Source organism: Pseudaquabacterium rugosum, from assembly GCF_038066575.1.
Taxonomy (GTDB): domain Bacteria; phylum Pseudomonadota; class Gammaproteobacteria; order Burkholderiales; family Burkholderiaceae_C; genus Pseudaquabacterium; species Pseudaquabacterium rugosum.
In genome coordinates, this window is record NZ_JBBUTF010000008.1 from 103,919 (window position 1) to 130,357 (window position 26,439).

Annotated in this window: 26 protein-coding genes; 15 read left to right on the forward strand and 11 right to left on the reverse strand. The window is 72.7% G+C overall.

The window, feature by feature from the left end:
- Nucleotides 1-71: 71 nt before the first annotated feature.
- From AACH11_RS10515 to AACH11_RS10530, 4 genes are all read left to right on the forward strand, one after another.
- Complete coding sequence (locus tag AACH11_RS10515) at nucleotides 72-821, forward strand: glutathione S-transferase family protein (RefSeq protein WP_341374174.1); 750 nt, start codon at nucleotides 72-74, stop codon at nucleotides 819-821.
- A 285-nt stretch (nucleotides 822-1,106) separates the two neighbouring features.
- Complete coding sequence (locus AACH11_RS10520) at nucleotides 1,107-1,532, forward strand: VOC family protein (protein ID WP_341374175.1); 426 nt, start codon at nucleotides 1,107-1,109, stop codon at nucleotides 1,530-1,532.
- 42 nt (nucleotides 1,533-1,574) lie between these two features.
- Entirely contained in the window at nucleotides 1,575-1,967 is a 393-nt protein-coding gene (locus AACH11_RS10525; RefSeq protein ID WP_341374176.1) for a VOC family protein, read from the forward strand.
- 41 nt (nucleotides 1,968-2,008) lie between these two features.
- Nucleotides 2,009-2,707, forward strand: a complete 699-nt coding sequence (locus tag AACH11_RS10530; RefSeq protein ID WP_341374177.1) for a helix-turn-helix transcriptional regulator — start codon at nucleotides 2,009-2,011, stop codon at nucleotides 2,705-2,707.
- A gap of 67 nt (nucleotides 2,708-2,774) precedes the next feature.
- Here the strand turns inward: AACH11_RS10530 and AACH11_RS10535 are convergent, their stop codons facing one another.
- Nucleotides 2,775-3,251, reverse strand: coding sequence for a hypothetical protein (locus AACH11_RS10535; protein ID WP_341374178.1), 477 nt, complete (start codon nucleotides 3,249-3,251; stop codon nucleotides 2,775-2,777).
- 67 nt (nucleotides 3,252-3,318) lie between these two features.
- On the opposite strand from AACH11_RS10535, the gene AACH11_RS10540 reads away from it, so the two are divergent.
- The gene (locus AACH11_RS10540; RefSeq protein WP_341374179.1) at nucleotides 3,319-4,134 is read left to right on the forward strand and encodes an alpha/beta fold hydrolase; all 816 of its coding nucleotides are present in this window, start codon (nucleotides 3,319-3,321) and stop codon (nucleotides 4,132-4,134) included.
- A 22-nt stretch (nucleotides 4,135-4,156) separates the two neighbouring features.
- Here AACH11_RS10540 and mnmA read toward each other — a convergent pair whose 3' ends face one another.
- The gene (gene mnmA / locus AACH11_RS10545; RefSeq protein WP_423228727.1) at nucleotides 4,157-5,434 is read right to left on the reverse strand and encodes a tRNA 2-thiouridine(34) synthase MnmA; all 1,278 of its coding nucleotides are present in this window, start codon (nucleotides 5,432-5,434) and stop codon (nucleotides 4,157-4,159) included.
- A 90-nt stretch (nucleotides 5,435-5,524) separates the two neighbouring features.
- A complete protein-coding gene (locus AACH11_RS10550) occupies nucleotides 5,525-6,019 on the reverse strand; it encodes an NUDIX domain-containing protein (RefSeq protein ID WP_341374180.1) in 495 nt (164 codons plus the stop codon).
- Nucleotides 6,020-6,159: 140 nt separating this feature from the next.
- Between AACH11_RS10550 and AACH11_RS10555 the strand changes: the two genes are divergently transcribed.
- A complete protein-coding gene (locus AACH11_RS10555) occupies nucleotides 6,160-7,752 on the forward strand; it encodes a Re/Si-specific NAD(P)(+) transhydrogenase subunit alpha (RefSeq protein WP_341374181.1) in 1,593 nt (530 codons plus the stop codon).
- Between the two features lie 31 nt (nucleotides 7,753-7,783).
- Entirely contained in the window at nucleotides 7,784-9,199 is a 1,416-nt protein-coding gene (pntB, locus tag AACH11_RS10560; protein WP_341374182.1) for a Re/Si-specific NAD(P)(+) transhydrogenase subunit beta, read from the forward strand.
- Between the two features lie 102 nt (nucleotides 9,200-9,301).
- On the opposite strand, the gene AACH11_RS10565 is transcribed toward pntB, so the two are convergent.
- Nucleotides 9,302-10,036, reverse strand: a complete 735-nt coding sequence (locus tag AACH11_RS10565) for a hypothetical protein (protein WP_341374183.1) — start codon at nucleotides 10,034-10,036, stop codon at nucleotides 9,302-9,304.
- Nucleotides 10,037-10,238: 202 nt separating this feature from the next.
- Here AACH11_RS10565 and AACH11_RS10570 point away from each other — a divergent pair, with 202 nt between their 5' ends.
- From AACH11_RS10570 to AACH11_RS10595, 6 genes are all read left to right on the forward strand, one after another.
- Nucleotides 10,239-10,403 (forward strand): hypothetical protein, encoded by a 165-nt coding sequence (locus tag AACH11_RS10570; RefSeq protein WP_341374184.1) that lies wholly within the window; start codon nucleotides 10,239-10,241, stop codon nucleotides 10,401-10,403.
- A 190-nt stretch (nucleotides 10,404-10,593) separates the two neighbouring features.
- Nucleotides 10,594-12,354, forward strand: a complete 1,761-nt coding sequence (locus AACH11_RS10575) for an NAD(P)/FAD-dependent oxidoreductase (RefSeq protein ID WP_341374185.1) — start codon at nucleotides 10,594-10,596, stop codon at nucleotides 12,352-12,354.
- Nucleotides 12,355-12,488: 134 nt separating this feature from the next.
- On the forward strand, nucleotides 12,489-14,180 hold the full coding sequence (locus AACH11_RS10580; RefSeq protein ID WP_341374186.1) for a long-chain-fatty-acid--CoA ligase: 1,692 nt from the start codon (nucleotides 12,489-12,491) through the stop codon (nucleotides 14,178-14,180).
- A 43-nt stretch (nucleotides 14,181-14,223) separates the two neighbouring features.
- Nucleotides 14,224-14,808 (forward strand): hypothetical protein, encoded by a 585-nt coding sequence (locus tag AACH11_RS10585; protein ID WP_341374187.1) that lies wholly within the window; start codon nucleotides 14,224-14,226, stop codon nucleotides 14,806-14,808.
- 62 nt (nucleotides 14,809-14,870) lie between these two features.
- Nucleotides 14,871-15,683 carry a 16S rRNA (uracil(1498)-N(3))-methyltransferase gene (locus tag AACH11_RS10590; RefSeq protein ID WP_341374188.1) on the forward strand — a complete coding sequence of 271 codons (813 nt, stop codon included), beginning with the start codon at nucleotides 14,871-14,873 and terminating at the stop codon, nucleotides 15,681-15,683.
- Nucleotides 15,684-15,914: 231 nt separating this feature from the next.
- Complete coding sequence (locus tag AACH11_RS10595) at nucleotides 15,915-16,367, forward strand: YidB family protein (RefSeq protein ID WP_341374189.1); 453 nt, start codon at nucleotides 15,915-15,917, stop codon at nucleotides 16,365-16,367.
- A gap of 24 nt (nucleotides 16,368-16,391) precedes the next feature.
- On the opposite strand, the gene AACH11_RS10600 is transcribed toward AACH11_RS10595, so the two are convergent.
- From AACH11_RS10600 to argS, 7 genes are all read right to left on the reverse strand, one after another.
- The gene (locus tag AACH11_RS10600) at nucleotides 16,392-17,735 is read right to left on the reverse strand and encodes a THUMP domain-containing class I SAM-dependent RNA methyltransferase (RefSeq protein ID WP_341374190.1); all 1,344 of its coding nucleotides are present in this window, start codon (nucleotides 17,733-17,735) and stop codon (nucleotides 16,392-16,394) included.
- A 348-nt stretch (nucleotides 17,736-18,083) separates the two neighbouring features.
- Nucleotides 18,084-19,646 carry an RNA polymerase factor sigma-54 gene (locus tag AACH11_RS10605; RefSeq protein ID WP_341374191.1) on the reverse strand — a complete coding sequence of 521 codons (1,563 nt, stop codon included), beginning with the start codon at nucleotides 19,644-19,646 and terminating at the stop codon, nucleotides 18,084-18,086.
- A gap of 19 nt (nucleotides 19,647-19,665) precedes the next feature.
- Nucleotides 19,666-20,442 carry an LPS export ABC transporter ATP-binding protein gene (gene lptB / locus AACH11_RS10610; protein WP_341374192.1) on the reverse strand — a complete coding sequence of 259 codons (777 nt, stop codon included), beginning with the start codon at nucleotides 20,440-20,442 and terminating at the stop codon, nucleotides 19,666-19,668.
- On the reverse strand, nucleotides 20,439-21,044 hold the full coding sequence (lptA, locus tag AACH11_RS10615) for a lipopolysaccharide transport periplasmic protein LptA (protein ID WP_341374193.1): 606 nt from the start codon (nucleotides 21,042-21,044) through the stop codon (nucleotides 20,439-20,441). Before lptA ends, lptB begins: the two co-directional genes overlap by 4 nt.
- Before the next feature lie 131 nt (nucleotides 21,045-21,175).
- Nucleotides 21,176-21,814 carry a thiol:disulfide interchange protein DsbA/DsbL gene (locus AACH11_RS10620; protein ID WP_341374194.1) on the reverse strand — a complete coding sequence of 213 codons (639 nt, stop codon included), beginning with the start codon at nucleotides 21,812-21,814 and terminating at the stop codon, nucleotides 21,176-21,178.
- A 124-nt stretch (nucleotides 21,815-21,938) separates the two neighbouring features.
- Complete coding sequence (locus tag AACH11_RS10625; RefSeq protein ID WP_341374195.1) at nucleotides 21,939-22,649, reverse strand: SPOR domain-containing protein; 711 nt, start codon at nucleotides 22,647-22,649, stop codon at nucleotides 21,939-21,941.
- Between the two features lie 90 nt (nucleotides 22,650-22,739).
- Nucleotides 22,740-24,443 (reverse strand): arginine--tRNA ligase, encoded by a 1,704-nt coding sequence (argS, locus tag AACH11_RS10630; RefSeq protein ID WP_341374196.1) that lies wholly within the window; start codon nucleotides 24,441-24,443, stop codon nucleotides 22,740-22,742.
- 166 nt (nucleotides 24,444-24,609) lie between these two features.
- On the opposite strand from argS, the gene AACH11_RS10635 reads away from it, so the two are divergent.
- Together AACH11_RS10635 and AACH11_RS10640 are read left to right on the forward strand one after the other, a co-directional pair.
- Nucleotides 24,610-25,980, forward strand: coding sequence for a serine/threonine-protein kinase (locus AACH11_RS10635; protein WP_341374197.1), 1,371 nt, complete (start codon nucleotides 24,610-24,612; stop codon nucleotides 25,978-25,980).
- Between the two features lie 148 nt (nucleotides 25,981-26,128).
- Complete coding sequence (locus tag AACH11_RS10640; RefSeq protein WP_341374198.1) at nucleotides 26,129-26,416, forward strand: hypothetical protein; 288 nt, start codon at nucleotides 26,129-26,131, stop codon at nucleotides 26,414-26,416.
- Nucleotides 26,417-26,439: the final 23 nt, after the last annotated feature.

Sequence of the window (26,439 nt, forward strand, 5' to 3'; positions counted from 1 at the left end):
GCAGGCGGTGCCCGGTGGTGCCGGGCGATGGGATCTGGACGCGTCGCGTGACGGTTATCATGCGGAGCCTCATGTGCCCGACTTCGCTGATCGACCCTGGTGCCGGTCACGGCCCGCTGTCCGCCTTCCCGATCGCCCGGCGCTGGCTGCCGCGCCATCCCGAGCGCCTGCAGCTGTACTCGCTGCCCACGCCGTCGGGCGTCAAGGTCTCGATCCTGCTGGAAGCGCTGGAGCAGCCCTACGAGGCCCATCGCGTCAGCTTCGAGGGCCTGCAGCAGCTCAGCGCCGAGTTCCTGGCCGCCAGCCCCAACCCCAAGATACCGGTGATCCTCGATCCCCACGGCCCGCAGGGCCGGCCGCTGCTGCTGTGCGAGAGCGCGGCCATCCTGCAGTACCTGGCCGAGCGGGCGGGGCGCCTGCTCGATGCCGAGGCCGGTGTCGGGCCCGAGCAGGCCCGCTGGCAGACGCTGCAGTGGCTGGCCTTCTGCACCGGCAACCTGAGGCCGGCGGTCTCGCAGCTCGGCTACTGGCTGCGCCTGGCCGGCCATCGGCGCAGCGAGTCGGCGCATCTGGCGCAGCTGATCTCCGACATGCGGCGCACGCTGGCCGTGCTGGAGCGCCAGCTCGATGGCCGGCGCTGGATCACCGGCCCGTGCTGGACCATCGCCGACATCGCGCTGTGGAGCTGGGTGCGCGCGCTGGTGCGTTTCTACGATGCGGCACGCAGCATCGGCTGGGACGACTTTCCGCAGGTGCAGCGGGTGCTGGCCGCCTTCGAGGCCGAGCCGGCGGTGCGGCGCGGGCTGCAGGTGCCGCAGTGAGGCGTTGAGGCACTGAGGCGCCGGATCCGGGATCCGGCGCCGGGTCCGGCGACGGTGCGGTGTCCGCCGCGTGCCGCCGTTCGTGAGGGAGCGCCACCCGCGCGCCGCGCGCCGGGCAGCGGTGCGCCCGCCGCGGCCGGAGCCTGTCCGGCCGGCCGGCTGGCCACGCGGTCCTCGCGGTCCGCGCCGCGCAGGTGACAGGCTGCTGACACCCCGTTGGCAGCAGCCGGTCCGCACCATGGCGGCTCCCATCCACCCCGACAGCCCGCACGCGGGCCACCGACCATGACCGCCGTCACCCCCGCCCTGTCCGACGCCACCCCCACCTCCACCGCCCCCGCCGGCTCGTCCGCCCTCAGCTGGTTCGAGATCCCGGTGGCCGACCTCGACCGTGCCGAGCGCTTCTACACCGCCGTGCTGCAGGCGCCGCTGCGGCGCCAGGTGATGGGCCCGTGCACGCTGGCCGTGCTGCCCTATGCCCGACCGGGCACCGGCGGCGCGCTGTTCCTGGGGCCGGCGCTGCAGCCGTCGGCCCGCGGCAGCCTGGTCTATCTGAGCGTCGGTCCCGACCTGGACAGCGCCACCGCCCGGGCGCTGGCCGCCGGGGCGCAGCTGCTGCAGCCGCGCGTCGATCTGCCCGAGGGCATGGGCAGCTTCGTCCACCTGAGCGACAGCGAAGGCAACCGCATCGGCCTGCACGCGCTGCGTTAACCTGCGGCCGCCCCCACCGTCACCCTGGCAAGGACAACCAACATGCAACTGGCCTGGACCATCGTCTACGTGGCCGATGTCGCGGCATCGCTCGACTACTTCGAGCGGGCCTTCGGCCTGGCGCGCGGCATGCTGTCGCCCGATGGTGGCTTCGGCACCCTGTGCACCGGATCGACCACGCTGGCCTTCTGCGACCACGCCACGGCACGCGACAGCGTGGGCTGCGACTACGTGGTCGCAGCCGACAGCCCGCGCCCGCTGGGCATGGAGATCGGCCTGGCCACCGAGGACGTGGCCGCCGCGCTGGCCCGTGCGCTGGCCGTCGGCGGCACGCTGCTGGCGCAGCCGGTGACCAAGCCCTGGGGCCAGACCGTCGCCTATCTGCGCGCGCCGGACGGCACGCTGGTCGAGCTGTGCACGCCGATGGCGGCCTGAGCCCGGCGCGGCCCTGGCGCGGCCTGGCGCCGGGCTGAGCCATGCGCCGTGCCGACCGTCTGTTCCAGCTGGTGCAGCTGATCCGCGGCCGGCGGCTGAGCACGGCCGCCTGGCTGGCGGAGCGGCTGCAGGTCTCGCTGCGCACCGTCTACCGCGACGTGGCCGCGCTGCAGGCGCGCGGCGTGGCCATCGAGGGCGAGGCCGGGGTCGGCTACCGCTTCGGCGCTGGCCAGGCGCTGCCGCCGCTGATGTTCCCGCGCGGCGAGGCCCAGGCGCTGGTCGCCGCCGTGCGGCTGGCCGGCCCGCGGCTGGATCCGGCGCTGGCCGCGCAGGCCGAGGCCGCGCTGGCGCGCATCATGGCCGTGCTGCCCGGCGAGGTGCGCACGGCCGCCGAGCGCCTGCTCGTCTACAGCCCCGATGCCGGCCAGGACGCGCAGGCGCTGGACCGGCTGCAGGCGTTGCGCGAGGCCGCTGACCAGCGGCGCTGGGTGGCCTTCGACTACCGCGACGAATCCGGCCGCGCCAGCCGCCGCCGCGTGCGGCCGCTGGCCTGCCTGCACTGGGGTCAGGTCTGGACGCTGGCGGCCTGGTGCGCGCTGCGCGAGGACTTCCGCAGCTTCCGCCTCGACCGCATCGACGCGCTGCAGGTGGAGGACGCGCGCTTTCGTGACGAGCCGGGGCGCACCCTGGCCGATCTGCAGCGGCGGGTGGCGGCCGAGTCCGGTGGCCGGCTGGCTTGAGGCCGCGGCGGGGCCGGACCTCCGGTGCAACAGGCCGGGCGTGCCGGGCGGCGCCGTTCGCCGTGCTTCAGTCGACGAACTGCGCGCGCACCGGCTTCCAGCTCTGTTCGCCGCTGTCGGTGCGGCTGCAGCCCAGCGGCTCGGCCTCGGCGCCCGGGCGCAGCTCGCTGCGCGAGCGGTCGCCGGTGGGCCGGCCCATGTGCCAGCGCTCCAGCCAGACGCGCAGCGTGCGCGTCGGATGGGCGTTGCGCACCAGGATCTGCACGCCCCGGCGGTTCACGCAGTTGGCGCTGAAGTCGCGCTCCCAGCGCAGCTGGGCCAGCGGATCGTCGTCGGATGCGGATGCGGATGCGGATGCGGATGCGGATGCGGATGCGGATGCGGATGCGGCGGGGCCGTCCTGCGCGGGCGCGCGGCTCTGCGCGTCGGCCGGCAGGGCGATGGTGGACAGCAGCGCCAGCAGCAGGATCGGTGCGCCCGCACCGGCCCGTGACAGGGTCGGTCGACGCCCGGACGGCGCAGCGGCAAGGACAGGATTTCGCATCGCGGACGGCGGACGGACTCGGGGGTCCGATCTTGCCCGGCGTCGCCCTCTGGCAGACTGCGCGCCCATGCATGGTTTGTCCGGATGCCGTGCGGTGCCGTCGGGTGCCGCCCCGGCCGCGTCGTCCGCGGCGGCCCGGCTGTGCCTGCTGCCCGGCCTGGGCTGTGATGCCGCGCTGTTCGAGCCGCTGCGGCCCTGGCTGGCGCGGCCGTCGGATGCGCCGGCCTGGCTGGCGCAGGTCCACCACCAGGAGGCCGATCTGCCGGCGATGGCCGCGCGGCTGCTGCGCGAGCTCGCCGGTCCGCTGCGCCTGGTCGGCGTCTCGATGGGCGGCATGCTGGCCCTCGAAGTCTGGCGTCAGGCGCCGCAGCGCATCCAGGGGCTGGCCCTGCTGGGCACCTCGGCGCGGCCGGACGCGCCGGCGCAGCGCGCGCTGCGGCTGCAGGCCGCCGATCTGCTGGCCGCCGGCCAGGGCGATGACCTGCTGCGTGCCAATGCACTGTTCGCCTTCCATCCGCGCCAGCGCGCGGTCTGGCGCGAGGCCCACCGCGCGATGATGGACCGCGCCGGCGCGGCGCAGCTGGCGCGCCAGAACCGCGCGGTGGCCCTGCGCGAGGACCTGCGGCCGCTGCTGGCCGCCGTCGCCTGCCCGACCCTGGTCGTCGGTGCGGCCGACGACCGGCTCACGCCGCCGGCCTGCAGCCAGGAGCTGGCGGCGCTGATCCCCGATGCCGAGCTGCAGCTGCTGCCCGATTGCGGCCACATGCTGACCTGGGAGCAGCCGGCCGTCGTCGGCCGCCTGCTGCAGCGCTGGATGGCGCGCTGTGATGCGCGCCTGGCGTCGGCCGGGCTGGTCGCGCGCGACGCGCTGCGGGCCGGCTGAAGACGAACGCCCGCCGGCCGTGTCAGGCCCGCTGCGGACCGCCGGAGCGGGGCGGGCGGGCGGGCGCGCCGCCCGCCGGCGCCTTGCGGCCGCGCCGCCGCGGCGCCTCGGGCGTCAGCAGCGGCGCCTCGGGCACCACGCCCGGCAGCGGCTCGGCCTGCGCGATCACGCCGCCGCCCAGGCAGATCTCGCCGTCGTAGAGCACGGCCGACTGCCCCGGTGTCACCGCCCACTGCGGCTGCTCGAAGGCCAGGCGCCAGCGCGCGGCGCGCGGATCGTCGTGGCCGGCCGGCTGGCCGAGGGCCTGCAGCCGCGCCGGCGCATCGGCCTGGCGGTAGCGCGTCTTGGCCGCCAGCGGGCCGTCGGGCGGCGGCTCGCCGGCCACCCAGCTGACGTCGTCGAAGGCCAGCGCCGGCTGCTGCAGCCAGGGGTGCTCATGGCCCTGCACCGCGATCAGCCGGTTGTGCACCAGGTCCTTGGCGGCGACGAACCAGGGCGCGTGCTCGCCACCGCCCGGGCGCGCGCCGCTGTCCTTCACGCCGCCGATGCCCAGGCCCTGGCGCTGGCCCAGCGTGTAGAAGCTCAGTCCGACATGGGCGCCCCGCCGGCGGCCCTGCTCGTCGACGATGTCGCCCGGCGCGTGGCTCAGGTAGCGGTTGAGGAAGTCGCGGAACGGGCGCTCGCCGATGAAGCAGATGCCGGTCGAGTCCTTCTTCTTCGCGTTGGGCAGACCGATCTCGGTGGCGATGCGGCGCACCTCGGTCTTGGGCAGCTCGCCGACCGGGAACATCGTCTTGCCCAGCTGCGCCTGGTTCAGCCGGTGCAGGAAGTAGCTCTGGTCCTTCAGCGGGTCCAGCCCCTTGAGCAGCTCGAAGCGCTCGCCGCCCGCGCGTCGCGCGTCGGCCACCGCCCGCACCCGGGCGTAGTGGCCGGTGGCGATCTTCTCGGCGCCCAGGCGCATCGCGTGGTCGAGAAAGGCCTTGAACTTGATCTCGGCGTTGCACAGCACGTCCGGATTGGGCGTGCGGCCGGCCTGGTACTCGCGCAGGAACTCGGCGAACACGCGGTCCTTGTACTCGGCCGCGAAGTTCACGTGCTCCAGGTCGATGCCGATGACGTCGGCCACGCTGGCCGCATCCAGGAAGTCCTGCCGCGACGAGCAGAACTCGCTGTCGTCGTCGTCTTCCCAGTTCTTCATGAAGATGCCGATCACCTCATGGCCCTGCTGCTTGAGCAGCCAGGCCGAGACGGCTGAATCGACGCCGCCGGACAGCCCGACGACCACACGGTGTTTGCGCATGTCCGGATTGTCCCCCGGACGCCGCCGACCCCGGATCGCCCGGGGCCGCATCGAGCATGACGGGAGCGCGTCCCGCATGGCGGAATGGCCTCAGGTCGGTGCCTGTTTGTGCAGCAGGTGCACGCTGTCGTGGGTGTGCAGCAGTGCCAGCGCATGGCGCACGCCTGCAGCGTGGTCCGTGATGCACTGCAGCAGCATCGGGCTGCGGTGGCGTCCGGGGCAGGCGCGCAGCTCGTCCGGGCTCATCCACAGCGTGCGTTCGACGGGCGCGTCATAGGCCCGTCCGGGCAGCTCGTCACCGACCGTGCCGCAGACCGCGAAGCGCAGGTAGGTGATGTCCTCGCCGGTGGCCGGATGGACCATTCTTCCCAGGTAGACGCCGACCACGGCCTCGGGCACGAAGACGCGCGCGGTCTCCTCCAGCGTCTCGCGCACGACGCCTTCGAGCACGCCCTCGCCGGGGTCGAGATGGCCGGCCGGGTTGTTCAGCCGCAGGCCGTCGGCGGTGCGCTCCTCGACCAGCAGATAACGGCCGTCACGCTCGATGACGGCGGCCACGGTGACGCTCGGTTTCCAGCGCTGCATGGCGTCATGTTAGAGCGGCTTCCTGACGGCTGGAGCAGCAGTTAAGCTGTGCCGCGACATCCCGGGTCCGGAGGAGCCGGCGCAGCGGCGCGCCGGAAGCGGACATCCGGGACATCAGCCGTCGAGGAGGCAGCAGGCATATGGCGTTGTGGATCGGGGTTCCGAGGGAACGGGCGGCGGGCGAGAAGCGCGTGGCCACCGTGCCCGAGGTGGTGGCCAAGCTGGTGAAGCTGGGCTTTCGCGTGGCGATCGAATCCGGTGCGGGGGACGCGGCGAACTTCGCCGACGAGACCTACGTCGCCGCCGGCGCCGAGGTGATGCCGGATGCGGCCGCGCTGTATGCGCGTGCCGACATCGTCTTCCGGGTCCGGCCGCCGACGCTGGCCGAGGTGGCGCAGCTGCGCGAGGGCGCCACGCTGATCGGCTTCATCTGGCCGGCGCAGAACCCCGAGCTGATGGCCGCGCTGCAGGCGAGGAAGGTCACCGCGCTGGCCATCGACTGCCTGCCACGCCAGTTGAGCCGTGCGCAGAAGATGGACGCGCTGACCTCGATGGCCGGCGTCAGCGGCTACCGCGCGGTGGTCGAGGCGGCCAACGCCTTCGGCCGCTTCTTCAACGGCCAGATCACGGCCGCGGGCAAGGTGCCGCCGGCCAAGGTCTTCATCGCCGGTGCCGGCGTGGCCGGTCTGGCCGCCATCGGCACCGCGGCCAATCTCGGCGCCATCGTGCGCGCCAACGACACGCGGGCCGAGGTCGCCGACCAGGTCAAGTCGCTGGGCGGCGAGTTCGTCAAGGTCGACTACGAGGAAGAGGGCTCGGGCGGTGGCGGCTATGCCAAGGTGATGAGCGAGGGCTTCCAGGCCGCCCAACGCGCGATGTACGCGCAGCAGGCCGCCGAGGTCGACATCATCATCACCACCGCGCTGATCCCCGGCAAGCCGGCGCCCAAGCTGATCACGGCCGAGATGGTGCGCACGATGAAGCCGGGTTCGGTCATCGTCGACATGGCCGCCGAGCAGGGCGGCAACTGCGAGCTGACGGTGCCGGGTGAGGCGGTGGTGCGCCATGGCGTGACCATCGTCGGCTACACCGATCTGGCCAGCCGCCTGGCGCGGCAGAGCTCGACGCTCTACAGCACCAACCTGCTGCGCCTGACCGAGGAGCTGTGCAAGACCAAGGACGGCGTCATCCACGTCAACTTCGACGATGACGCGATCCGCGGCCTGACGGTCATCAAGGACGGCGAGCTGAGCTGGCCGGCCCCGCCGCCGAAGCTGCCGCCGGCCGCGGCCAAGCCGGCCGCCGCGGCCGCCGCCGTGCCCAAGGCCCCGGCCCACGGCCATGGCCCGGGCGAGCCGATGAAGGGCCGCACGCTGGCCATCGTCTTCGGCGTCGGCGCGCTGCTGTTCACGCTGGTCGGGCTGTACGCGCCGGCGGCCTTCCTGTCGCACTTCACCGTCTTCGTGCTGGCCTGCTTCATCGGCTACATGGTGGTGTGGAACGTCACGCCCAGCCTGCACACGCCGTTGATGAGCGTGACCAACGCGATCAGCTCGATCATCGCCATCGGCGCGCTGGTGCAGGTGGCGCCGCCGCTGGACGCCAGCGGCGCGGCCGACCGGCCCAACGGGCTGATCCTGGGTCTGGCCGTCTTCGCGCTGGTGCTCACGGCCATCAACATGTTCGGCGGCTTCGCCGTCACGCGCCGCATGCTGGCCATGTTCCGCAAGTGATGCACAACGACAAGAACACGGAGCGGAATCCATGAGCAGCAGTCTGGCCACGGTCGCCTACATCGGGGCGACCATCCTCTTCATCCTCAGCCTCGGCGGGCTGAGCAACCCCGAGACCGCCCGCCGCGGCAACCTGTTCGGCATGGTCGGCATGGCGCTGGCCGTGCTGGCCACGATCCTCGGTCCGCGCGTCACGGCAGCCGGCGTGCCGTACATCGTGCTGGCCCTGGTGGTGGGTGGCGCCGTCGGCGTCATCGCCGCCAGGAAGGTGCAGATGACGCAGATGCCCGAGCTGGTGGCGCTGATGCACAGCCTGGTGGGTCTCGCGGCCTGCCTGGTGGGCTTCGCCAGCTACGTCGACACCTCGACCGTCTTCCCGACGGCGGCCGAGAAGGCCATCCACGAGGTCGAGATCTACGTCGGCATCCTGATCGGCGCGGTCACCTTCAGCGGCTCCATCGTCGCCTTCGGCAAGTTGAGCGGCAAGATCGGCGGCAAGCCGCTGCTGCTGCCGGGCCGTCACGGCCTGAACCTGGCCGCGCTGCTGGTGGTGCTGTGGTTCGGCGGGCGCTTCCTGGGCGCGCACGACATCGCCGACGGCATGCTGCCGCTGGCGGTGATGACCGGCATCGCGCTGCTGTTCGGCATCCACATGGTGATGGCCATCGGCGGGGCCGACATGCCGGTGGTGGTGTCGATGCTCAACAGCTACTCGGGCTGGGCGGCCGCGGCCACCGGCTTCATGCTGAGCAACGACCTGCTGATCGTCACCGGCGCGCTGGTGGGCAGCTCGGGCGCGATCCTGAGCTACATCATGTGCCGCGCGATGAACCGCAACTTCCTCAGCGTGATCGCCGGCGGCTTCGGCGGTGGCGCGCCGGTCAAGAAGGCCGAGGGTGGCCCGGCCGAGCCGCAGGGCGAGGTGGTGCCGGTCAGCGCGGTCGAGACGGCCGAGCTGCTGCGCGAGGCCAAGAGCGTGATCATCGTGCCGGGCTACGGCATGGCGGTGGCCCAGGCCCAGCACACGGTCAACGAGATCACCCGCCTGCTGCGCGGCAAGGGCGTGGACGTGCGCTTCGCCATCCACCCGGTGGCCGGCCGCATGCCGGGGCACATGAACGTGCTGCTGGCCGAGGCCAAGGTGCCCTACGACATCGTGATGGAGATGGACGAGATCAACGCCGACTTCCCTGAAGCCGACGTCAGCATGGTGATCGGCGCCAACGACATCGTGAACCCGGCCGCCCAGGACGACCCGTCCAGCCCGATCGCCGGCATGCCGGTGCTGGAGGTCTGGAAGGCGCGCACCAGCATCGTGATGAAGCGCAGCATGGCCTCGGGCTATGCCGGCGTCGACAACCCGCTGTTCTACAAGGAGAACAACCGGATGCTGTTCGGCGACGCGAAGAAGATGCTCGACGAGGTGCTGTCGGCGCTCAAGGGCTGACGCCGGCGATCCGCCTTCGCCCGGCAGCCGGCCGTCCGCGGTCGGCCGCAGGGACCGACGGCCCGGCACCGGATCGGCTCCGGTGCCGGGCCGTCGCCGTCTTCAGGGCCGGCAGGCCTGGGTGATCTGCGCCAGGCTGACGCCGACCGAGCGCAGCCGGGTCTTCAGCGCGTCGCTGCACAGATCGGCAGCGGCGGCCGGGGCTGCGGCAGCCGCCGCCGGGGCGGCGATCGACGGCGGGGTGGCGATGCCGGTGGCGGCCGTCAGGCCGGCGCCGCTGCTGGTGGCGACGGTGGCCGCGGTCGTGGTCGCGGTCGATGCGGGGATGCCCGTGCCGGCTGCCGTCGCCGCGGTCACCGGCAGGGTCGGCCGCGGGCAGCCGGCGCGCAGATGGGCCTCGACCGTCGCCAGACCCGTCAGATCCAGCCGCTGGGTGTCGACGCCGCGCTTGATCGAGCCGGTCTGCAGCCGCACGCGCTGGGCGCGGCGGGCCTGCTCCAGCTCGGCGCCGCTGAGCACCGCCTCGCGCAGCCGCTGCTCCATCGGGCCGGCGTTGCGCCGCGGCAGCCAGGGGCCGTCGTCGAACTGCCAGGCGATCCATTGCGGCGCTTCGGCCACCTTCACGCGCAGGCCTTCGGCGTCGAGCTCGGCGCCGTGGTCGGAGGCCAGCGTGGCCGTGCAGCGCACGCTGCCGCCGCGTTCGCTGCGGGTGACCTCCCAGCCGTCCGTCTGCAGCGTGGTCTGACCGCCGGTCAGGAGGGTCGCGGCACCGGCCATCGGGCTGCAGGCCGCGGCCACGAGCAGGGGGATCAGGCGGACGGCGGGAATCAGGGTCATGGGGACACGCACGGTGAGCCGCCGGTCGCGGAATGCGCCGGCTCCAGCGCCGCGAGCTTACGCTGGCCGGCGTCCAGTCCGCCCTCGCGGTGCCTGCGCCGGTGGTCTGCGTGCACGGCCGCACGCTGACAATCGCCCGGCTTGTGGCCTAATAGAGGGTTTGCCACCCACCACGCCGGAATTCCCGCATCAGGAGAACACGATGGCTCTGAAGATCCGTACCGAAGCCGACCGCAAGGCCACCCCGCGTCCCGCCCTGCCCAACGGCGTGCAACTGCCCGTGGCCCGCGGCCAGAAGCGCAGCCTGGAGCGCGGCGTGCACACCCGCAGCAAGAAGAACGTCGGCAAGCGCGCCCACCAGGGCTGATCGGCCCTGACGGCCGGCGTGCGGGGCCGCAAGGCCACTGCCGCCGTGCCGCCACCGCTTCCTGCAGGACCGCCGCCCGGCCCCCTCGGCCGTGCGGCGTTCGTGTTTCTGGCGCAGCCCCGGCGCCGGTGGTCGTCCACCGGCCGCACATTCCGGGCCGCCGCGCCGCCACCGTCGTGCCGCCACCGCCATGATCCGCATCACCGAAATCCGCCTGCCGCTGGACCACGCCCCCGACGCGCTGCGCGAGGCCGCACGCCAGCGGCTGGCCGTGGACGCGGCGACGCTGGGCGAGGTGCGCGTCTTCCGCCGCGGCCATGACGCCCGCAGCAAGCGCGCCGTGGTGCTGATCTACACCGTCGACTGCACGCTGGTCGCCGCCACGCCCGAGGCGGCACAGGCCGCCGAGCAGGCGCTGCTGCAGGCCCGCGCGGCCGACCCGCAGATCCGCCCGACGCCCGACACCCGCTACCGATTCATCGGCCACGCGCCGGCCGATTTCGCCGCTGGCGGCCGGCCGCGGCCCATCGTCATCGGCTTCGGCCCCTGCGGCCTGTTCGCCGCGCTGATCCTGGCCCAGATGGGCCTGCGGCCGATCGTGCTGGAGCGCGGCCGCGCGGTGCGCCAGCGCACCCAGGACACCTGGGGCCTGTGGCGCAAGAGCGTGCTCGATCCGGTCTCCAACGTGCAGTTCGGCGAAGGCGGCGCCGGCACCTTCAGCGACGGCAAGCTCTACAGCCAGATCTCCGACCCGCGCCACCTCACGCGCAAGGTGCTGACCGAGTTCGTCAAGGCCGGCGCGCCCGACGAGATCCTCTACGTCAGCAAGCCGCACATCGGCACCTTCCGCCTGGTGTCGATGATCGAGAAGATGCGCGCCGACATCGAGGCCCTCGGCGGCGAGATCCGCTTCGAGCAGCAGGTCACCGATCTGCTCGTCGAGCCGGTGCGCGATGCGGCGCCGGACGGCCCGACCCAGCGCGTGGCCGGTGTGGTGCTGGCCTCGGGCGAGCAGCTGGCTACCAGCCACGTCGTGCTGGCCCTCGGCCACAGCGCGCGCGACACCTTCGCCATGCTGCACGCGCGCGGCGTGGCGATGCAGGCCAAGCCCTTCGCCATCGGCGTGCGCATCGAGCATCCGCAGGGCCTGATCGACCGCGCCCGCCACGGCGCCTCGGCCGGCCATCCGCTGCTGGGCGCGGCCGACTACAAGCTGGTGCACCACGCCGGCAACGGCCGCGCGGTCTACAGCTTCTGCATGTGCCCGGGCGGTACCGTGGTGGCCGCCACCAGCGAGGTGGGTCGGGTCGTCACCAACGGCATGAGCCAGTACTCGCGCAACGAGCGCAATGCCAATGCCGGCCTGGTGGTCAACATCAGTCCCGAGGACTACCGCAGCGATCCGGGCGCGGCCACGCCGGTGCATCCGCTGGACGGCATCGCCTTCCAGCGCCACTGGGAATCGCGCGCCTTCGAACTCGGCGAGGGCGGCTACTTCGCGCCCGGTCAGCTGGTCGGCGACTTCCTCAAGCGCCAGCGCTCCAGCGTGCTCGGCGAGGTGCTGCCCTCGTACAAGCCCGGCGTGCGGCTGACCGACTTCGCGCAGGACGGCCGCGAGGCGCTGCCGCCCTACGTGCTGCAGGCCATGCGCGAGGCCTTGCCGGCCTTCGGCCGCCAGATCGCCGGCTTCGACCGCGCCGATGCGGTGATGACCGGCGTCGAGACGCGCACCTCCTCGCCGCTGCGCATCCCGCGCGGCGCGCGGCTGCAGAGCGTCAACACCATCGGCCTCTATCCGGCCGGCGAAGGTGCGGGTTATGCCGGCGGCATCATGTCGGCCGGCGTCGACGGCATCGAGGTGGCCGAGGCCCTGGCCGCCGACCTGCTGGGCCTGGCCGAGGTGCCGGCGCCGATGCGCGCGCGCGGCGCCTCGCTCGACAAGGTCGGCTGACGCACCGGGAGGCGGTCCGTCCGGGGTCGCCCGGCGATCCCTCCGGCCGACGTGAGTTCCTGCGCGGCCGTGGCTGGACGGGCTATCGCAAGCCCTGAGGCGATGGCTGTCAGCGCTACGCAAGAATCAGGCGCATGGACAAGATCTGGCTGCAGCACTATCCCGCCGGGGTTCCGGCCGAGGTGTCGGTCGAGGCCTGCCCCACCTTGCTCGCGCTGATGGACGACAGCTTCCAGCGCTACCACGAGCGACCGGCCTGGCGCTTCATGGGCACCGATGTGCGCTTCGGCGATGTCGATCGCCACTCGCGCACGCTGGCCGCCTGGCTGCAGTCACGCGGGCTGCAGCCCGGTGACCGGGTGGCCATCATGTTGCCCAACGTGCCGCAGTACGCGGTGGCGGTCGCCGCCATCCTGCGCATCGGCTGCATCGTGGTCAACGTCAACCCGCTCTACACGCCGCGCGAGCTCGCCCACCAACTGCAGGATTCGGGGGCCAAGGCCATCGTCATCCTGGAGAACTTCGCCGCCACGCTGGCGCAGGTGATCGCCGGCCTGCCCACGCGCACCGTGCTGCTGGCCGCGATGGGCGACATGCTGGGCCTGGTGAAGGGCACGCTGGTCAACAGCGTCGTGCGTCACGTCAAGAAGATGGTGCCGCCGTACACGTGGCCGACGGACGCCGGCGTGCAGGTCGAACGCTTCCCGGCGGCGCTGTCGGCCGGTCGCCACCTGCCCTGGCAACCCTTCGAGGCGCGGCCCGACGATGTCGCCGTGCTGCAGTACACCGGCGGCACCACCGGCGTCAGCAAGGGCGCGGTGCTGCTGCACCGCAACCTCGTGGCCAACGTGCTGCAGTGCGAGGCCTGGTACCAGCCGGCACTGCACCAGCTGGGCGCCGACACGCAGCTGGTCACCGTCTGCGCACTGCCGCTCTATCACATCTTCGCGTTCAACGTGAACATGATGCTGAGCCTGCGCGTCGGCGGCCTCAACGTGATGATCCCGAACCCGCGCGACCTGCCGGCCCTGCTGAAGGCGCTGCGCGCGCAGCCCGTGCACAGCTTTCCGGCCGTCAACACGCTGTTCAACGCGCTGGCCAACCACCCGGACATCGACACCGTCGACTGGAGCCAGCTCAAGATCTCGGTGGGCGGCGGCATGGCGGTGACGGCCGGCGCTGCACAGGCCTGGCTGGAGAAGACCGGCTGCCCGATCTGCGAGGGCTACGGTCTGTCCGAGACCAGCCCGGTGGTCAGCTGCAACCCGGTCGACAGCCGCGCCTACACCGGCAACATCGGCTATCCGCTGCCATCGACCGAGATGGCGCTGCTCGATGACGACGGCCGTACCGTGCCACCGGGCAGCCCCGGCGAGATCGCGGTGCGCGGTCCGCAGGTGATGGCCGGCTATTGGCAGCGGCCGGACGAGACGGCCCGCGTGATGACGGCCGATGGCTGGTTCCGCACCGGCGATGTCGGCGTGGTCGACGAGCGCGGCGCCTTCCGCATCATCGACCGCAAGAAGGACATGATCCTGGTCAGCGGCTTCAACGTCTATCCGAACGAGGTCGAGGACGTGCTGAGCCAGTTGCCCGGGGTGCTCGAATGCGCGGCCGTCGGCGTGTCCGACGAGCATTCGGGCGAGGCGGTCAAGCTGGTCATCGTGCGCCGCGACCCGGCGCTGACCGAGGCCCAGGTGCGCCAGTTCTGCGAGGGCCATCTGACCGGCTACAAGCGCCCGCGCGTCATCGAGTTCCGTGACGAGCTGCCGAAGACGCCAGTGGGGAAGATCCTGCGTCGCGAGCTGCGCGGGCGCGTGTCATGATGGCCGCGCACTTTCCCGCCTCACGGCCGAGGACGCCGTCACGATGGTCACCGAAGTCCGCATTGACACCGCTCTCCTGGCCCATACCGAGTGGCGTCTGACGCGCACCGATGCCGGCCGGCGCGAGATCCGCGAACGCGCCCATGCGCTGCCCCGCGCCGCCCGCAACCTGCTGCTGATCGTCGATCCGGCGCGTGACGCGACCCACTGGCTGGCGATGGTCCACGGCAGCCGTGTCGAGGACCTCGGCCAGCTGCTCGACCTCGGTCTGATCGCCACCGCGGCCGAGCCCGGCGAGAGCCAGTGGCCGCTCGACAGCCGCCTGCCCGAGATCGACAGCGGGCCCAGCACCCTGGCACCGGCCCTCGCCGGCTGGCGCGCCCAGACCCGTGCGCTGCTCGAACCGCTGGGTTACGGACCGCTCTACGAGCGCCTGCTGATCCACTCGCGCGAGCGGTTGGGCCTGATCAAGGCCTACCGGATGACGCTGGCCATCGAGCGTGCGGCCGATGCGTCGGCGCTGTCCGAGGTCGCCGTCGAACTGGTCGTGCTGGTGCGCCGCGCCGAGGGCGAGGCTGCCGCACGCGAGCTGCTGCGCCAGCTGGCGCGCCACGACGCGGCGGCCTGAGCGGCCGGCTCAGCGCTGCCGCTGCAGCGTCAGGCCCCGTGCCAGGACCGACAATCGCGGCCATGGCCACGCGTTTCCATGTCGATGTCCCTCTGTCCGCCGGCGTCCAGATCGTCCTGCCGCCGAATGCCACCCGCCATGTGCAGGTGCTGCGCCTGCAGCCCGGCGCGGCGCTGACCCTGTTCGATGGCCTGGGCGGGCAATGGCAGGCCGAGGTGCTGGCCATGGGCCGCCGCGAGGTGACGGTCCAGGTGCTCGCACACGCGCCGGTGGAATGCGAACTGCCGGTGGCCGTCACGCTGGCGCTCGGCATGCCGGCCAACGAGCGCATGGACACGGTGGTCGAGAAGGCGGCCGAGCTCGGTGCGGCCGGCCTGCAGCCGCTGGTGTGTGAGCGTTCGGTGCTGCGCGTGGCGGGCGATCGGGCGCAACGCAAGTCCGAGCACTGGCAGGCGGTGGCCGTCTCGGCCTGCGAGCAGAGCGGTCGCAACCGCGTGCCCGAGGTCGCCGCGGCGCAGCCGCTGCGGGACTGGCTGCGGGGCTGGGCGGCTGCCGTGCCTGGCGGGGTGGACGGCCCCGCCTCCCCCCAGGGCCTGCTGCTGAGCCTGGATCCGCAGGCCCCGCCGCTGTGGTCCTGGTTGGCGGGGCGCCCGCGGGCCGTCGGCGCGGACTGCGCGTGGCAGGACCGCCCGCGCATCGTGTTGCTCAGCGGCCCCGAGGGTGGTCTGTCGTCGACCGAACAGGCGGCCGCGGTCGAGGCCGGCTTCCAGCCGGTCAGCCTGGGGTCGCGCGTGCTGCGGGCCGACACCGCGCCGCTGGCGGCGCTGTCGACGATCGCCTGCTGGGCGGCGGCCCGGATCGACCCGTCGGCCTGAGCAGGGCCGGTCCGTCGCGGCGGGCGCCTTGTCGCGCGCACGCGCGCGATCGGCCGTTGGCGGCCGGACTGGAGCCGGCAGCCGGTGGATGCGGAGGCCTTGGCCGTGACGGGCTGCACACGGAAGCGCCCGGCCTTCGTCGGGCGGGTGGCCGGGCGGGGGCGCAGCCGGTCGTGGCGTCACCCGCCGGGCGCAGAATCGGCCGCCATACCCAACACACAGGAGGTCATCATGGGTCTGCTCGATTCAATGCTCGGACAAGCGGTCAACGGTGCGCTCGGCCAGGCGCTCGGTGGCCAGGCCGGCGGCGGCATGCCGCCGCTCATGCAACTGGTGATGAGCCTGATCGGCGGTCAGCAGGGCGGCGCCGGCGGCCTGGGCGCGCTGGTCTCGCAGCTGCAGCAAGGGGGCCTGGGCGAGGCCGTGCAGAGCTGGGTCTCGACCGGCGCCAATCTGCCGGTGTCCGGCGAGCAGATCGGTGCCGCGCTGGGCCAGGGCCGTCTGGGTGAGCTGGCGCAGCAGTTCGGTCTGCCGGCCGACGCCCTGGGCGGCCAGCTGGCGCAGCTGCTGCCGCAGGTCATCGACCAGATGACGCCCAACGGCCAGCTGCCGGCCGCCGGCGCCCAGCCGGACCTGGGCGGCCTGGTCGGCGGCCTGATGGGCATGCTGGGCCAGAAGGGCTGAGCGCTGCCCGCAGCGCCCGGTTGATCAGCCGGCGGCGGTCCCGGCCTCGGGCGTGTCACCTGCGCGTGGCTCGCGCGGGGTGCGGGCGCTGCCGCTGACGAGGTCGAAGCGGAACAGCCGGCACTCGATCGCGCCGTTCCACATCGGCACGCGGCGCGTCTCCTTCAGCCGCAGCGCCTGCGGCAGCTTCAGGTCCGGGCTCAGCACCCAGGCCGTCCAGCCGGTGTAGGCCCGCTTCCAGTGGGCGGCCAGTGCGGCATAGAACTCGCCGGCCGAGGCGCCGGCATCGAAGTCCTCGCGGCTGCCCTGGCCACGCGGGCCGCGCATGTCGTCATCGCGCACGCCGTGCGTGCCCTTGGCCTCGATGCGCTCGCCATACGGCGGGTTCAGCACCAGCAGGCCGCCGGCCGCCGGGGCCGGGCGCTGCAGCGCATCACCGGTCTTGAACTGGATCGCGTGGCCGACGCCCGCGCGCTGCGCGTTGCGCTGCGCGAAGTCGGTCATGCGGAAGGCGACGTCGCCGGCGTGGATGGCCACGGCCGGCGCGTGCACCCGGGCCTTGGCCTCGGTCTTGAGGCGGGCCCATTCGCCCAGCAGCGGGCGGAAGGCGCGCAACTGCTCGAAGGCGAAGCGGCGCTGCAGGCCCGGGGCGATGCCGCAGGCGATCTGCGCCGCCTCGATGGCGATGGTGCCGGCGCCGCAGCAGGGGTCGAGCAGGGCGCCGTCCTCGGCCCGGCCCTGCCAGCCGGCGGCCGCCAGCATGGCCGCGGCCAGCGTTTCCTTCAGCGGCGCCTCGCCCTTGAGGCCGCCGTCACGCTCGTCGCGCCAGCCGCGCTTGAACAGCGCCTCGCCGCTGAGGTCCACGTACAGCGTGGCCAGATCCTCGGCCAGGTGCAGCACCAGCGACAGGTCCGGGTGGCGGGTGTCGACGCTGGGGCGCTCGCCGGTGGCATCGCGCAGCACGTCGCACAGCGCGTCCTTCACCCGCAGCGTGGCGAAGTTCAGGCTCTGCAGCGGCGAGCGCTGGGCGCTGGTGTCGATGCGGAAGGTCTCGCGCGGCGTGATCCAGTCGACCCAGGGCACGCGCCGGGCCAGCGCGTAGAGGTCGTCCTCGTGGCCGTAGGGGCCGTGGGCCAGCGGCCACAGCACGCGCTGGGCGAGGCGGCATTCCAGGTTCAGCCGCATCGCGCCCACGCCGTCGGCGCGCACCCGCACGCCGCCCTTGAGCTCGATCACCGGCCGGCGCGAGGGATCGGCCGGCACCACCGAGCGGTCGACGCCCAGCAGGCGGGCGCACTCGTCGGCCAGCAGCGGCTCGACGCCGGCCGGGCAGGGCAGGAACAGCGAGACCGGCTCGCCGCTGGCCACCGGTGCCAGCGCGAGCTCCGGCCGGCGCAGCGGTGGGCCGCCCGGTCGGCCACCCGGTCGGCCGCCGGGGCCGGGGCCCGGTCGCCCGGGGCCGCCCGGACCCCGGCCTTGCGGGCCGCCGTGGGGGGCGTGGCCCGGGCCCGGGCCACGTCGGGCTCCGTGAGGGGCGGGGCCGTCATCACGGCGGTGGCGCGGCATGCCGCCGATCGGCGGCTTGGGAAATTTGGGGGTGGTCACGGCAGGAAGCCTCCAGCGCGGACGGCCTGCACAGGGCAGGCATCGCGGGGTACGGGAAGACGGAACGTCAGGCGGACGGGGCCGGCTGGGCCGGGCCCGTCCGGGGAATGCTCACAAGGCCTTGCGCAGATTGGCCGGCGCGATCTTCAGCGCCTCGCGGTACTTGGCCACGGTGCGGCGGGCGACGGTGATGCCCTGCTCGCCCAGCATGTCCGACAGCTGGCTGTCGGACAGCGGCTTGGCCTGGTCCTCGTTGGCCACCAGCTGCTTGATCAGCGCGCGCACCGCGGTGCTCGACGCGTTGCCGCCGGCCTCGGTGTTCAGGCTGGAGCCGAAGAAGTACTTCAGCTCGAAGGTGCCGTAGGGCGTGGTCATGTACTTGGCCGTGGTCACGCGCGAGATGGTGCTCTCGTGCAGGCCCAGCTCGTCGGCGATCTCGCGCAGCACCAGCGGCTTCATCGCGATCTCGCCGTGGGTGAAGAAGCCCTTCTGCCGCTCGACGATGGCCTGGCTGACGCGCAGGATGGTGTCGAAGCGCTGCAGGATGTTCTTCATGAACCAGCGCGCCTCCTGCAGGCGTGACGACAGCCCGCTGGCCGAGCCGTTGCGCTGGCCGCGGATGGCCTGCGCGTACAGGTCGTTGATGCGCAGCTTGGGCATGACGTCCGGATTGAGGGTCGCCTTCCAGCCGCGCCCCGACTTCAGCACGATGACGTCGGGCACGATGATGTTGGCCTCGGCGCGCGCGAACGGGCGGCCGGGCTTGGGCTCGCAGCTCAGGATCAGGGCCTGGGCCTCGCGCAGCAGCTGCTCGTCGGCGCCGGTGGCCTGCATCAGCTTCTTCGCGTCGCGGCGCGCCAGCAGCTCGAGGCCGGCCTCGGCGATGCGGATGGCGACCTTGCGTGCGGGACTGCGCGGCTTGTCCTTGAGCTGCAGCACCAGGCATTCGGACAGGCCCGAGGCGCCGACGCCGGTGGGCTCCATGCTCTGCAGCCATTTCAGCGCGCAACGCAGGCGGTCGGCCAGCTCCTCGCGTTCGTCGGCCTGATCGGGATCGTCCGGATCGATGCCGAGCGCGCTGCCCAGACGCTCGGCGATCTCGGCGAGCGGGTCGCCCAGATAACCGTCTTCGTCGAGAGACTCGATGAGCACCAGCACCGCGGCCTGGTCCTCCTCGGACAGCCGCATGCCCAGCAGCTGGCGCCGGAGGTGGTCCTGCAGCGTCGGTCCCTGGTCGGCCGACTCGATGGGCTCGAAGTCGTCGTCCCCGCTGCCGCTGCCGGTGTTGCCGGAGGGCAGCTCGCGGATGCCGTCGAAGTCGTCGCGCTCGGTGCCGTTTTCCCAGTCGTCGCGCTCGGTGGCGCCGAAGTCGGCGTTGTCGACCCCGGCCGGCTCGTCGCCGCCGGAGCCGTCACCGGCGGCGCCGTCCTCGCGCTCGGCCAGGCGTTCCTTCTCGCGCTGGCCGGCGGCGTCCTGGCTGGACGACAGGCGCTCCAGCCCGAACTCCATCGGCGCGTGGTCCTCCTCGACGTCGAGGAAGGGGTTCTGTTCGAGCATCTGCTCGATTTCCTGGTGCAGCTCGAGCGTCGACAGCTGCAGCAGCCGGATCGACTGCTGCAGCTGCGGCGTCAGCGCCAGGTGCTGGGACAGGCGGACCTGCAGGGACGGTTTCATGACTGCTTGCTTCCGTCCGTCACATCTTGAAGTGTTCGCCGAGGTAGACGCGCCGCACGTCGGGATTGCCGACGATCTCGGTCGGCGTGCCCTCGGCCAGCACACGGCCCTCGCTGATGATGTAGGCCCGGTCGCAGATGTCGAGCATCTCGCGCACGTTGTGGTCGGTGATCAGCACACCGATGCCCCGCGCCTTCAGGAAGCCGATGATGCGCTGGATCTCGATCACCGCGATCGGGTCGACCCCGGCGAAGGGCTCGTCGAGCAGGATGAAGCGGGGCTGCGAGGCCAGCGCGCGGGCGATCTCGACGCGCCGGCGTTCGCCGCCGGACAGGGACGGCGCGGGCGCGTCACGCAGCCGGGTGAGCGACAGGTCGTCCATCAGCTGTTCGAGCTGGCGGTCGATGGTCGCGCGGTCCAGGGCCTTGCCCTGGGCATCGTGCTGCAGTTCGAGCACGGCGCGGATGTTCTCCTCGACGCTGAGCTTGCGGAAGATCGAGGCTTCCTGCGGCAGGTAGCTCAGGCCCAGGCTGGCGCGGCGGTGGATCGGCTGGTGCTGCACCGGCTGGCCGTCGATGTGGATCTCGCCCGCATCGGCACGCACCAGGCCGACGACCATGTAGAACGTGGTGGTCTTGCCTGCGCCGTTGGGGCCGAGCAGGCCGATGACCTCGCCGGCGGCCACGCGCAGATGGACTTCCTTGACCACCTGCCGGGCACCGTAGCGCTTCTGCAGGCCGCGGACCTCGAGCCGGCTGCCGCCGTCGGCGGTGCGGGTCGCGGAGGCGGTCGTCATGGGCGGTCCGCGCCGGACGGGCCGGTCTTCAGCGGCAAGGGCACCTGGGGCGCGGCGGGCACGGTGGCCCGCGGCTGGATCACCGCGCGCACGCGGCCGCCGGGATTGCCGGCGCTGGCCGCACCGCCGCTGACGCTGATCTGCTCGGCCACGTTGTCCCAGACGATCTCGCCGCCGGTGATCTCGTCGGCCACCGTCGTGCCGCGCAGGCGCCGCACGACCGCCTGGCCGACGAAGCGCAGCGTACCGGCCTTGCCGTCGTAGTCGATGCGGGTGGCGCTGCCCTCGACGGTCTCGTCGCTGCCGTCGCGCTTCTGGCGGTACTGGGCGGGCTTGGCCGTGCTGCCGCTGGCGGTGGCCGAGGGATGGCCCTCACGGCTCTCGCGCAGCTCGATCTGTTCGGCGCGCAGCACCAGCGTGCCTTGGGTGATGACGACGTTGCCGCTGCACTGGCTGACCTGTCGGGCCAGGTTGACGGTGCAGGGCTTGTCGGATTCCAGCGTGAGCGGCTGGGTGCGGTCCGCCGAGGCGGCCATGGCCGGCAGGCTCAGCAGGCCGGAACCGGACAACAGGACGACGAGGACGGAGCGCAGGGACGACATGAGCGGCACAGAAATTGCATGCCATTCTAGTCCGATCTCGCTGCCTTGGGGCGGGCCGTGGCGCGAATTCCGTCTCGCCGCGCAGTATGCGTGGCCGGGGCGAGGCTGACCAGCGCCCGGCGGCCGGAGGATCAGGCGCGGACCTGGGCGATCAGCTGATTGGTCACGCTCAGGGCGCGATCCGGGCCGCCGCTGATCGACGGCGAGGTCATCCAACGGCCGTGCACGCCGATCGTCGGCACGCCGTCGATGCCGTAGCCCTGGGCCAGCTGGCGCGCCTTGGCCAGCTTGCCGGCGATGCCGAAGCTCTTCATCGCGTCCAGGATGCGGGTGGCGTCGGCGCCGCTGGCCGCGGCCCAGGCACGGATCTCGTCATCCTTGTCCAGGCGCTTCTTGTCGACGTGGATCCACTTGAAGACGCTGGTGTGCAGCTTGTCGATCTGGCCCAGGGCCTCGATCGCGAAATAGAGCTTCTGGTAGTTCTCGTGCCAGGCCTGGAAGGCCACCGGGATGCGGGTGAACGCGACCTTGTCGGCCGGCAGCTGGCGGACCCAGGACTCGAGCGCCGGCTCGAACGCGTTGCAGTGCGGGCACCAGTAGCCGAAGAACTCGACCACCTGCACCTTGCCCGCGGGCATGGCCAGCGGCTCGGCCACGCGGCGGAAATCGCGGCCTTCCTGCGGGGATCCTTGCGCGTGGGCGAGCAGGGCGGGGGTGCCCAGCGCTAGGCCGGTGGCCAGTTGACGGGAGACGAAGTCGCGACGGTTCATGCCTGAGGGTCCTCGGAGGGATCGATGCGTTGCGCGGTTGGAGCGGGGGCGCGGCCCGGGGTTCCCCGGTGGCGCGCACGGCGGCGGCGAAGCGCGGGGGCCACGGCCGGTGGCGGGATGTGGATCAGCGCAGCTGGGCCTCGACGCGCACGAGGGCGGTGTCGATGCCCGCCTCCTGCAGCGGCGCCTGGGCCGCCACGGCCTCGTCGCGGCTGTCGAAGGGGCCGACGCGCACGCGGTAGAACAGCCGGCCGGCCTGCTCGCGCTCCGTCACGCGGGCGGAGACGCCGAGCATGCCCAGACGGGCGCGCTGGGCCTCGGCCTCCTCGGGCCGGTTGAAGGAGCCGGCCTGGACGAAGAACACCAGCGGGCGCGGCGCGGCCGCCGAGGCCGCGGATGCGCGCGTGCTCGCGGCACTGGCGCGTGGCGTGGCGGCGCTCGCCGCCGCGGGCGGGCTGGCCGGGGGCAGACCCGTTCCGGCGGCGGCGGGCGGCATCCCTGGCGTCCCCGGCGGGGTGGTGGCCGCTCCGCCCGGCTGGGCCGCGCCCGGGCCGCCCGTGCTGGAGGCCGGGGGGGCGGCCGGGGTGGCTGCCGAGGCCGCATCGGCCGGCGGCGTGCGGCGTCCGCCCAGGCTGGCGTTCGGATCCCAGTGGCGGTTGCGCTCGGCCTCGGCGGCATCCTGCTCGGCGCTGCGCTGCGGCACCTTGTTGACGAAGGGCACCGGCGCCTTGGTCACGTACAGCGCGACGGCCAGCGCCGCGGCCAGGCCGATCAGCAGACCGATGATCAGGCCGACGACGAAGCGGCCTCGGGGCAAGCGGACGTTACGGTTCACCAGGACTCCGGTTCGCGGCGGCGGCGGACAGGGCTCGCGGAAGGCCGGGGCGCGGGGCGGCCCGGCGGGGATGGACGGCGCGGGCCGGACTCAGACGGCGGCCGCGGGTTCGCGGGCCATCTGCTGCGGCGCGCTGACGCCGATCACGTCCAGGCCGTTGGCCAGCACCTGGCGGGTGGCCGCCAGCAGCGCCATGCGGGCGGCCGCCAGCACCGGGTCGTCGACCAGGAAGCGCTCGGCCGCATACCAGCTGTGCAGGGCCGAGGCCAGGTCGCGCAGATAGAAGGCGATGTCGTGCGGCGCGACGCCCTCGGCCGCGCCCGACAGCACCGCCGGCCAGGCGGCCAGCTTGAGCATCAGCGCGAGTTCGGTCGGCGCGGTCAGCGGCGCCAGATCGGCGGCCGCATCGACCGTGCGGCCGGTCTTCTCGCCGTACTGGGCCAGCACCGAGCAGATGCGGGCGTGCGCGTACTGCACGTAGAAGACCGGGTTCTCGTCCGAGGCCTTGAGCGCCAGATCGACGTCGAAGACGAACTCGGTGTCGGCCTTGCGGCTGATCAGGAAGAAGCGCACCGCGTCGCGGCTGGTCCAGGTGATCAGGTCGCGCAGGGTCACGTAGCTGCCGGCCCGCTTGGAGATCTTGACCTCCTCGCCGCCCTTCATCACGGTGACCATCTTGTGCAGCACGTAGTCGGGCCAGCCCAGCGGCACGCCGACACCGGCGGCCTGCAGGCCGGCGCGCACGCGGGCGATGGTGCCGTGGTGGTCCGAGCCCTGCACGTTGACGACCTTGTCGAAGCCGCGCTGCCACTTGTTGATGTGGTAGGCGACGTCGGGCACGAAGTAGGTGTAGGTGCCGTCGGACTTGCGCATCACGCGGTCCTTGTCGTCACCGTAGTCGGTGGACTTCAGCCACAGCGCGCCGTCGGCCTCGTAGGTCTTGCCGGCGGCGCTGACGCGGGCCACCGCGTCCTCGACCTTGCCGTCGGTGTAGAGGCCCGACTCCAGGAAGTAGTGGTCGAAGCGCACGCCGAAGGCCTGCAGGTCCAGGTCCTGCTCGTGGCGCAGGTAGGCGACGGCGAACTGGCGGATCGAGTCCAGGTCGTCGATGTCGCCGCTGGCGGTGAAGGCGCGGTCGTCGGCATGCACCGTCTCGCGGCGCAGGAAGGCCTCGGCGATGTCGGCGATGTAGTCGCCGTTGTAGGCGCTCTCGGGCCAGCCGGCGTCGCCGGGCTTCAGGCCCTTCAGGCGGGCCTGGGTGCTGGCGGCCAGGGTGCCGATCTGCACGCCGGCGTCGTTGTAGTAGAACTCGCGGTGGACCTGCCAGCCTTGCGTGGCGTACAGGCGGCAGATGGCGTCGCCGAGCGCGCCCTGACGGCCGTGGCCGACGTGCAGCGGGCCGGTCGGGTTGGCCGAGACGAACTCCACCATCAGCTTGCGGCCGTGGGCCGGGCGGTGGCCGTAGCCCGTGCCGCCGGCCAGCACCTCGTGCACCACGGCCTGCTTGGCCGCGTCCTTCAGGCGCAGGTTGATGAAGCCGGGGCCGGCGATCTCGAGTGCGGCGACCCAGCGCTGGACGGCCGGCTGCGCGTTCAGCGCGTCGACCAGCGCGGTGGCCAGCGCCCGCGGGTTCTGCTTCGTGGCCTTGGCCAGCTGCATCGCGGCGGTCACGGCATAGTCGCCGTGGGCGGCCTGCTTGGGCGACTCGAAGGCCGGGGTGTACGCCGCGTCCGGCGCGATCTGGGCGACGGCTGCTTGCAGGGCCTGCAGCAGCTCTTCCTGGGCTTGGATCATGGGGCGGGATTCTACGGGTGGGGGTGGACGGGCGGCGCGCCGTCGCCAGCGTGCGCTGTGTCGCGGCTCCGGCGCCCGTGCGCGGGCGGTGGCCGGGCCGGGATGCGGTCGGGCATCAAGTCCGCCCGTGCGTCGGCCGATACACCGCCTGAACCCCGCTGCACCCATGTCCCTGCCCTTGACCGTTCCCCTGCCCGATCTGCTGCTGGAGTCCGTGCCCGGCCTGCCGGCCCGCATCGGTCGCTACCGTGTCGTCCAGCGCCTGGGCGAGGGGGCGACCAGCGAGGTCTTCCTGGCCCATGACGATTTCCACCAGCAAGCGGTGGCGATCAAGCGCGTGCGCGAGGCCCATTACGGCACGTCGATCGACCAGCACTACCGCAGCCACTTCTTCGCCGCCGAGGCGGCCCTGGTCGGCCGGCTGCGCCATCCGAACATCGTTCGCCTGCTGGAGGCGGTGGCCGACGGCGAGCAGCCCTATCTGGTGATGGAGTACGTGCCGGGGGTGACGCTGAAGAAGTTCTGCCGCCCCGACAGCCTGCTGCCGCTGGAGCAGGTGGTCGACATCGGCTTCAAGTGCGCGATGGCGCTGGATTACGTGGCCCGCCAGGGGCTGGTGCACCGGGACGTCAAGCCGGCCAACATCCTGGCCGTCCTCGACGGTGATCGGGTGGCCGACGTCAAGCTCAGCGACTTCGGCAGCGTCTATGACCACACGGCCGACCGCACCCAGGTCTACCGCGTCGGCTCGCTGTCCTACATGTCGCCCGAGCAGCTCGACGGCACCACCGTCGACGCACGGGCCGACCAGTACGCGCTGGCGGCGGTGCTCTACCACCTGGTGGCCGGGCGGCCGCCGTTCGACGCCCAGAGCCAGGTCGCGCTGATGCACCAGATCTGCCATGGCGAGGCGCCGCCGCTGGGCGCGCTGCGCGACGGCGTGCCGCCGCGGCTGGAGGCCCTGCTGCGGCGGGCGATGAGCAAGCGCGTCGTCGACCGACTGCCGGACTGGGAGAGCTTCGCCCGCGAGTGGTCGGCCCTGGTCACGCGCGGCGAGATCGGCGCTCCGCTGCGGGATCAGGAGGTGCTCGACACCGAGCGCTTCACGCTGCTGCGCGAGCTGGACTTCTTCCGCGAGTTCGGCGATGCCGAGCTGTGGGAGGTGGTGCGCCGCGCGCAGTGGCTGCGCCACAAGTACGCCGCGGCCATCTACCGCCAGGGCGAGGAGGGCAACACCTTCCACATCATCGCCCTCGGTCGCATCGACGTGTACCGCGAGGGCGAGCGGGTGGCGCAGCTGGGCCCCGGCACGTCGGTGGGCGAGATGGCCTATCTGGCACCCAGCCCCGACCTGCGGCTGCACGCGGCCGACGTCATCGTCGCCGAGCCGGCGACCACCATCGCCTTCACGCCGCAGAGCCTGGCGCTGCTGAGCGAGCCCACCCGCCACCGCTTCGACGCGGCCTTCATCCGCGTGCTGGTGCGCCGGCTGCATGCCGCGCACGAGGCGCTGGCCCATCCGCGCCGCATCCTCTGAGGCCGCCGCCCGGCCGCCGCCCGGCCGCCGGTGTCCACGCCGGGCCACACCGGCGCGTTGACGGATTGCCCGCCGCCTTGCGGTGGTGCTCCAATGGCCGCGGACCGACCGGTCCGCTCCGTAGATCCGTCAGAGGAAGAGGATGTCCATGTTCAAGAAGACCTTCGCCCCCGCCGTGCTCGCCCTGCTGCTCGGCGCGGTGCTCGTGCCGGCCGCTCATGCGGCCGACGCCGCCGCCTGCGAGAAGCAGGCCGTCGACAAGAACGGCAAGGCCCTGGCCGGCGCTGCCAAGAACAGCTTCATGAAGAAGTGCACCGGCGGCGCCGATGCGGCCGCCAGCTGCGAGGCCAAGGCCGTCGACAAGAACGGCAAGGCGCTGGCCGGTGCGGCCAAGAACAGCTTCATCAAGAAGTGCTCGGCCGAAGGCGCCAAGTGATGGCCTGATGGGGCCGTGCCGGG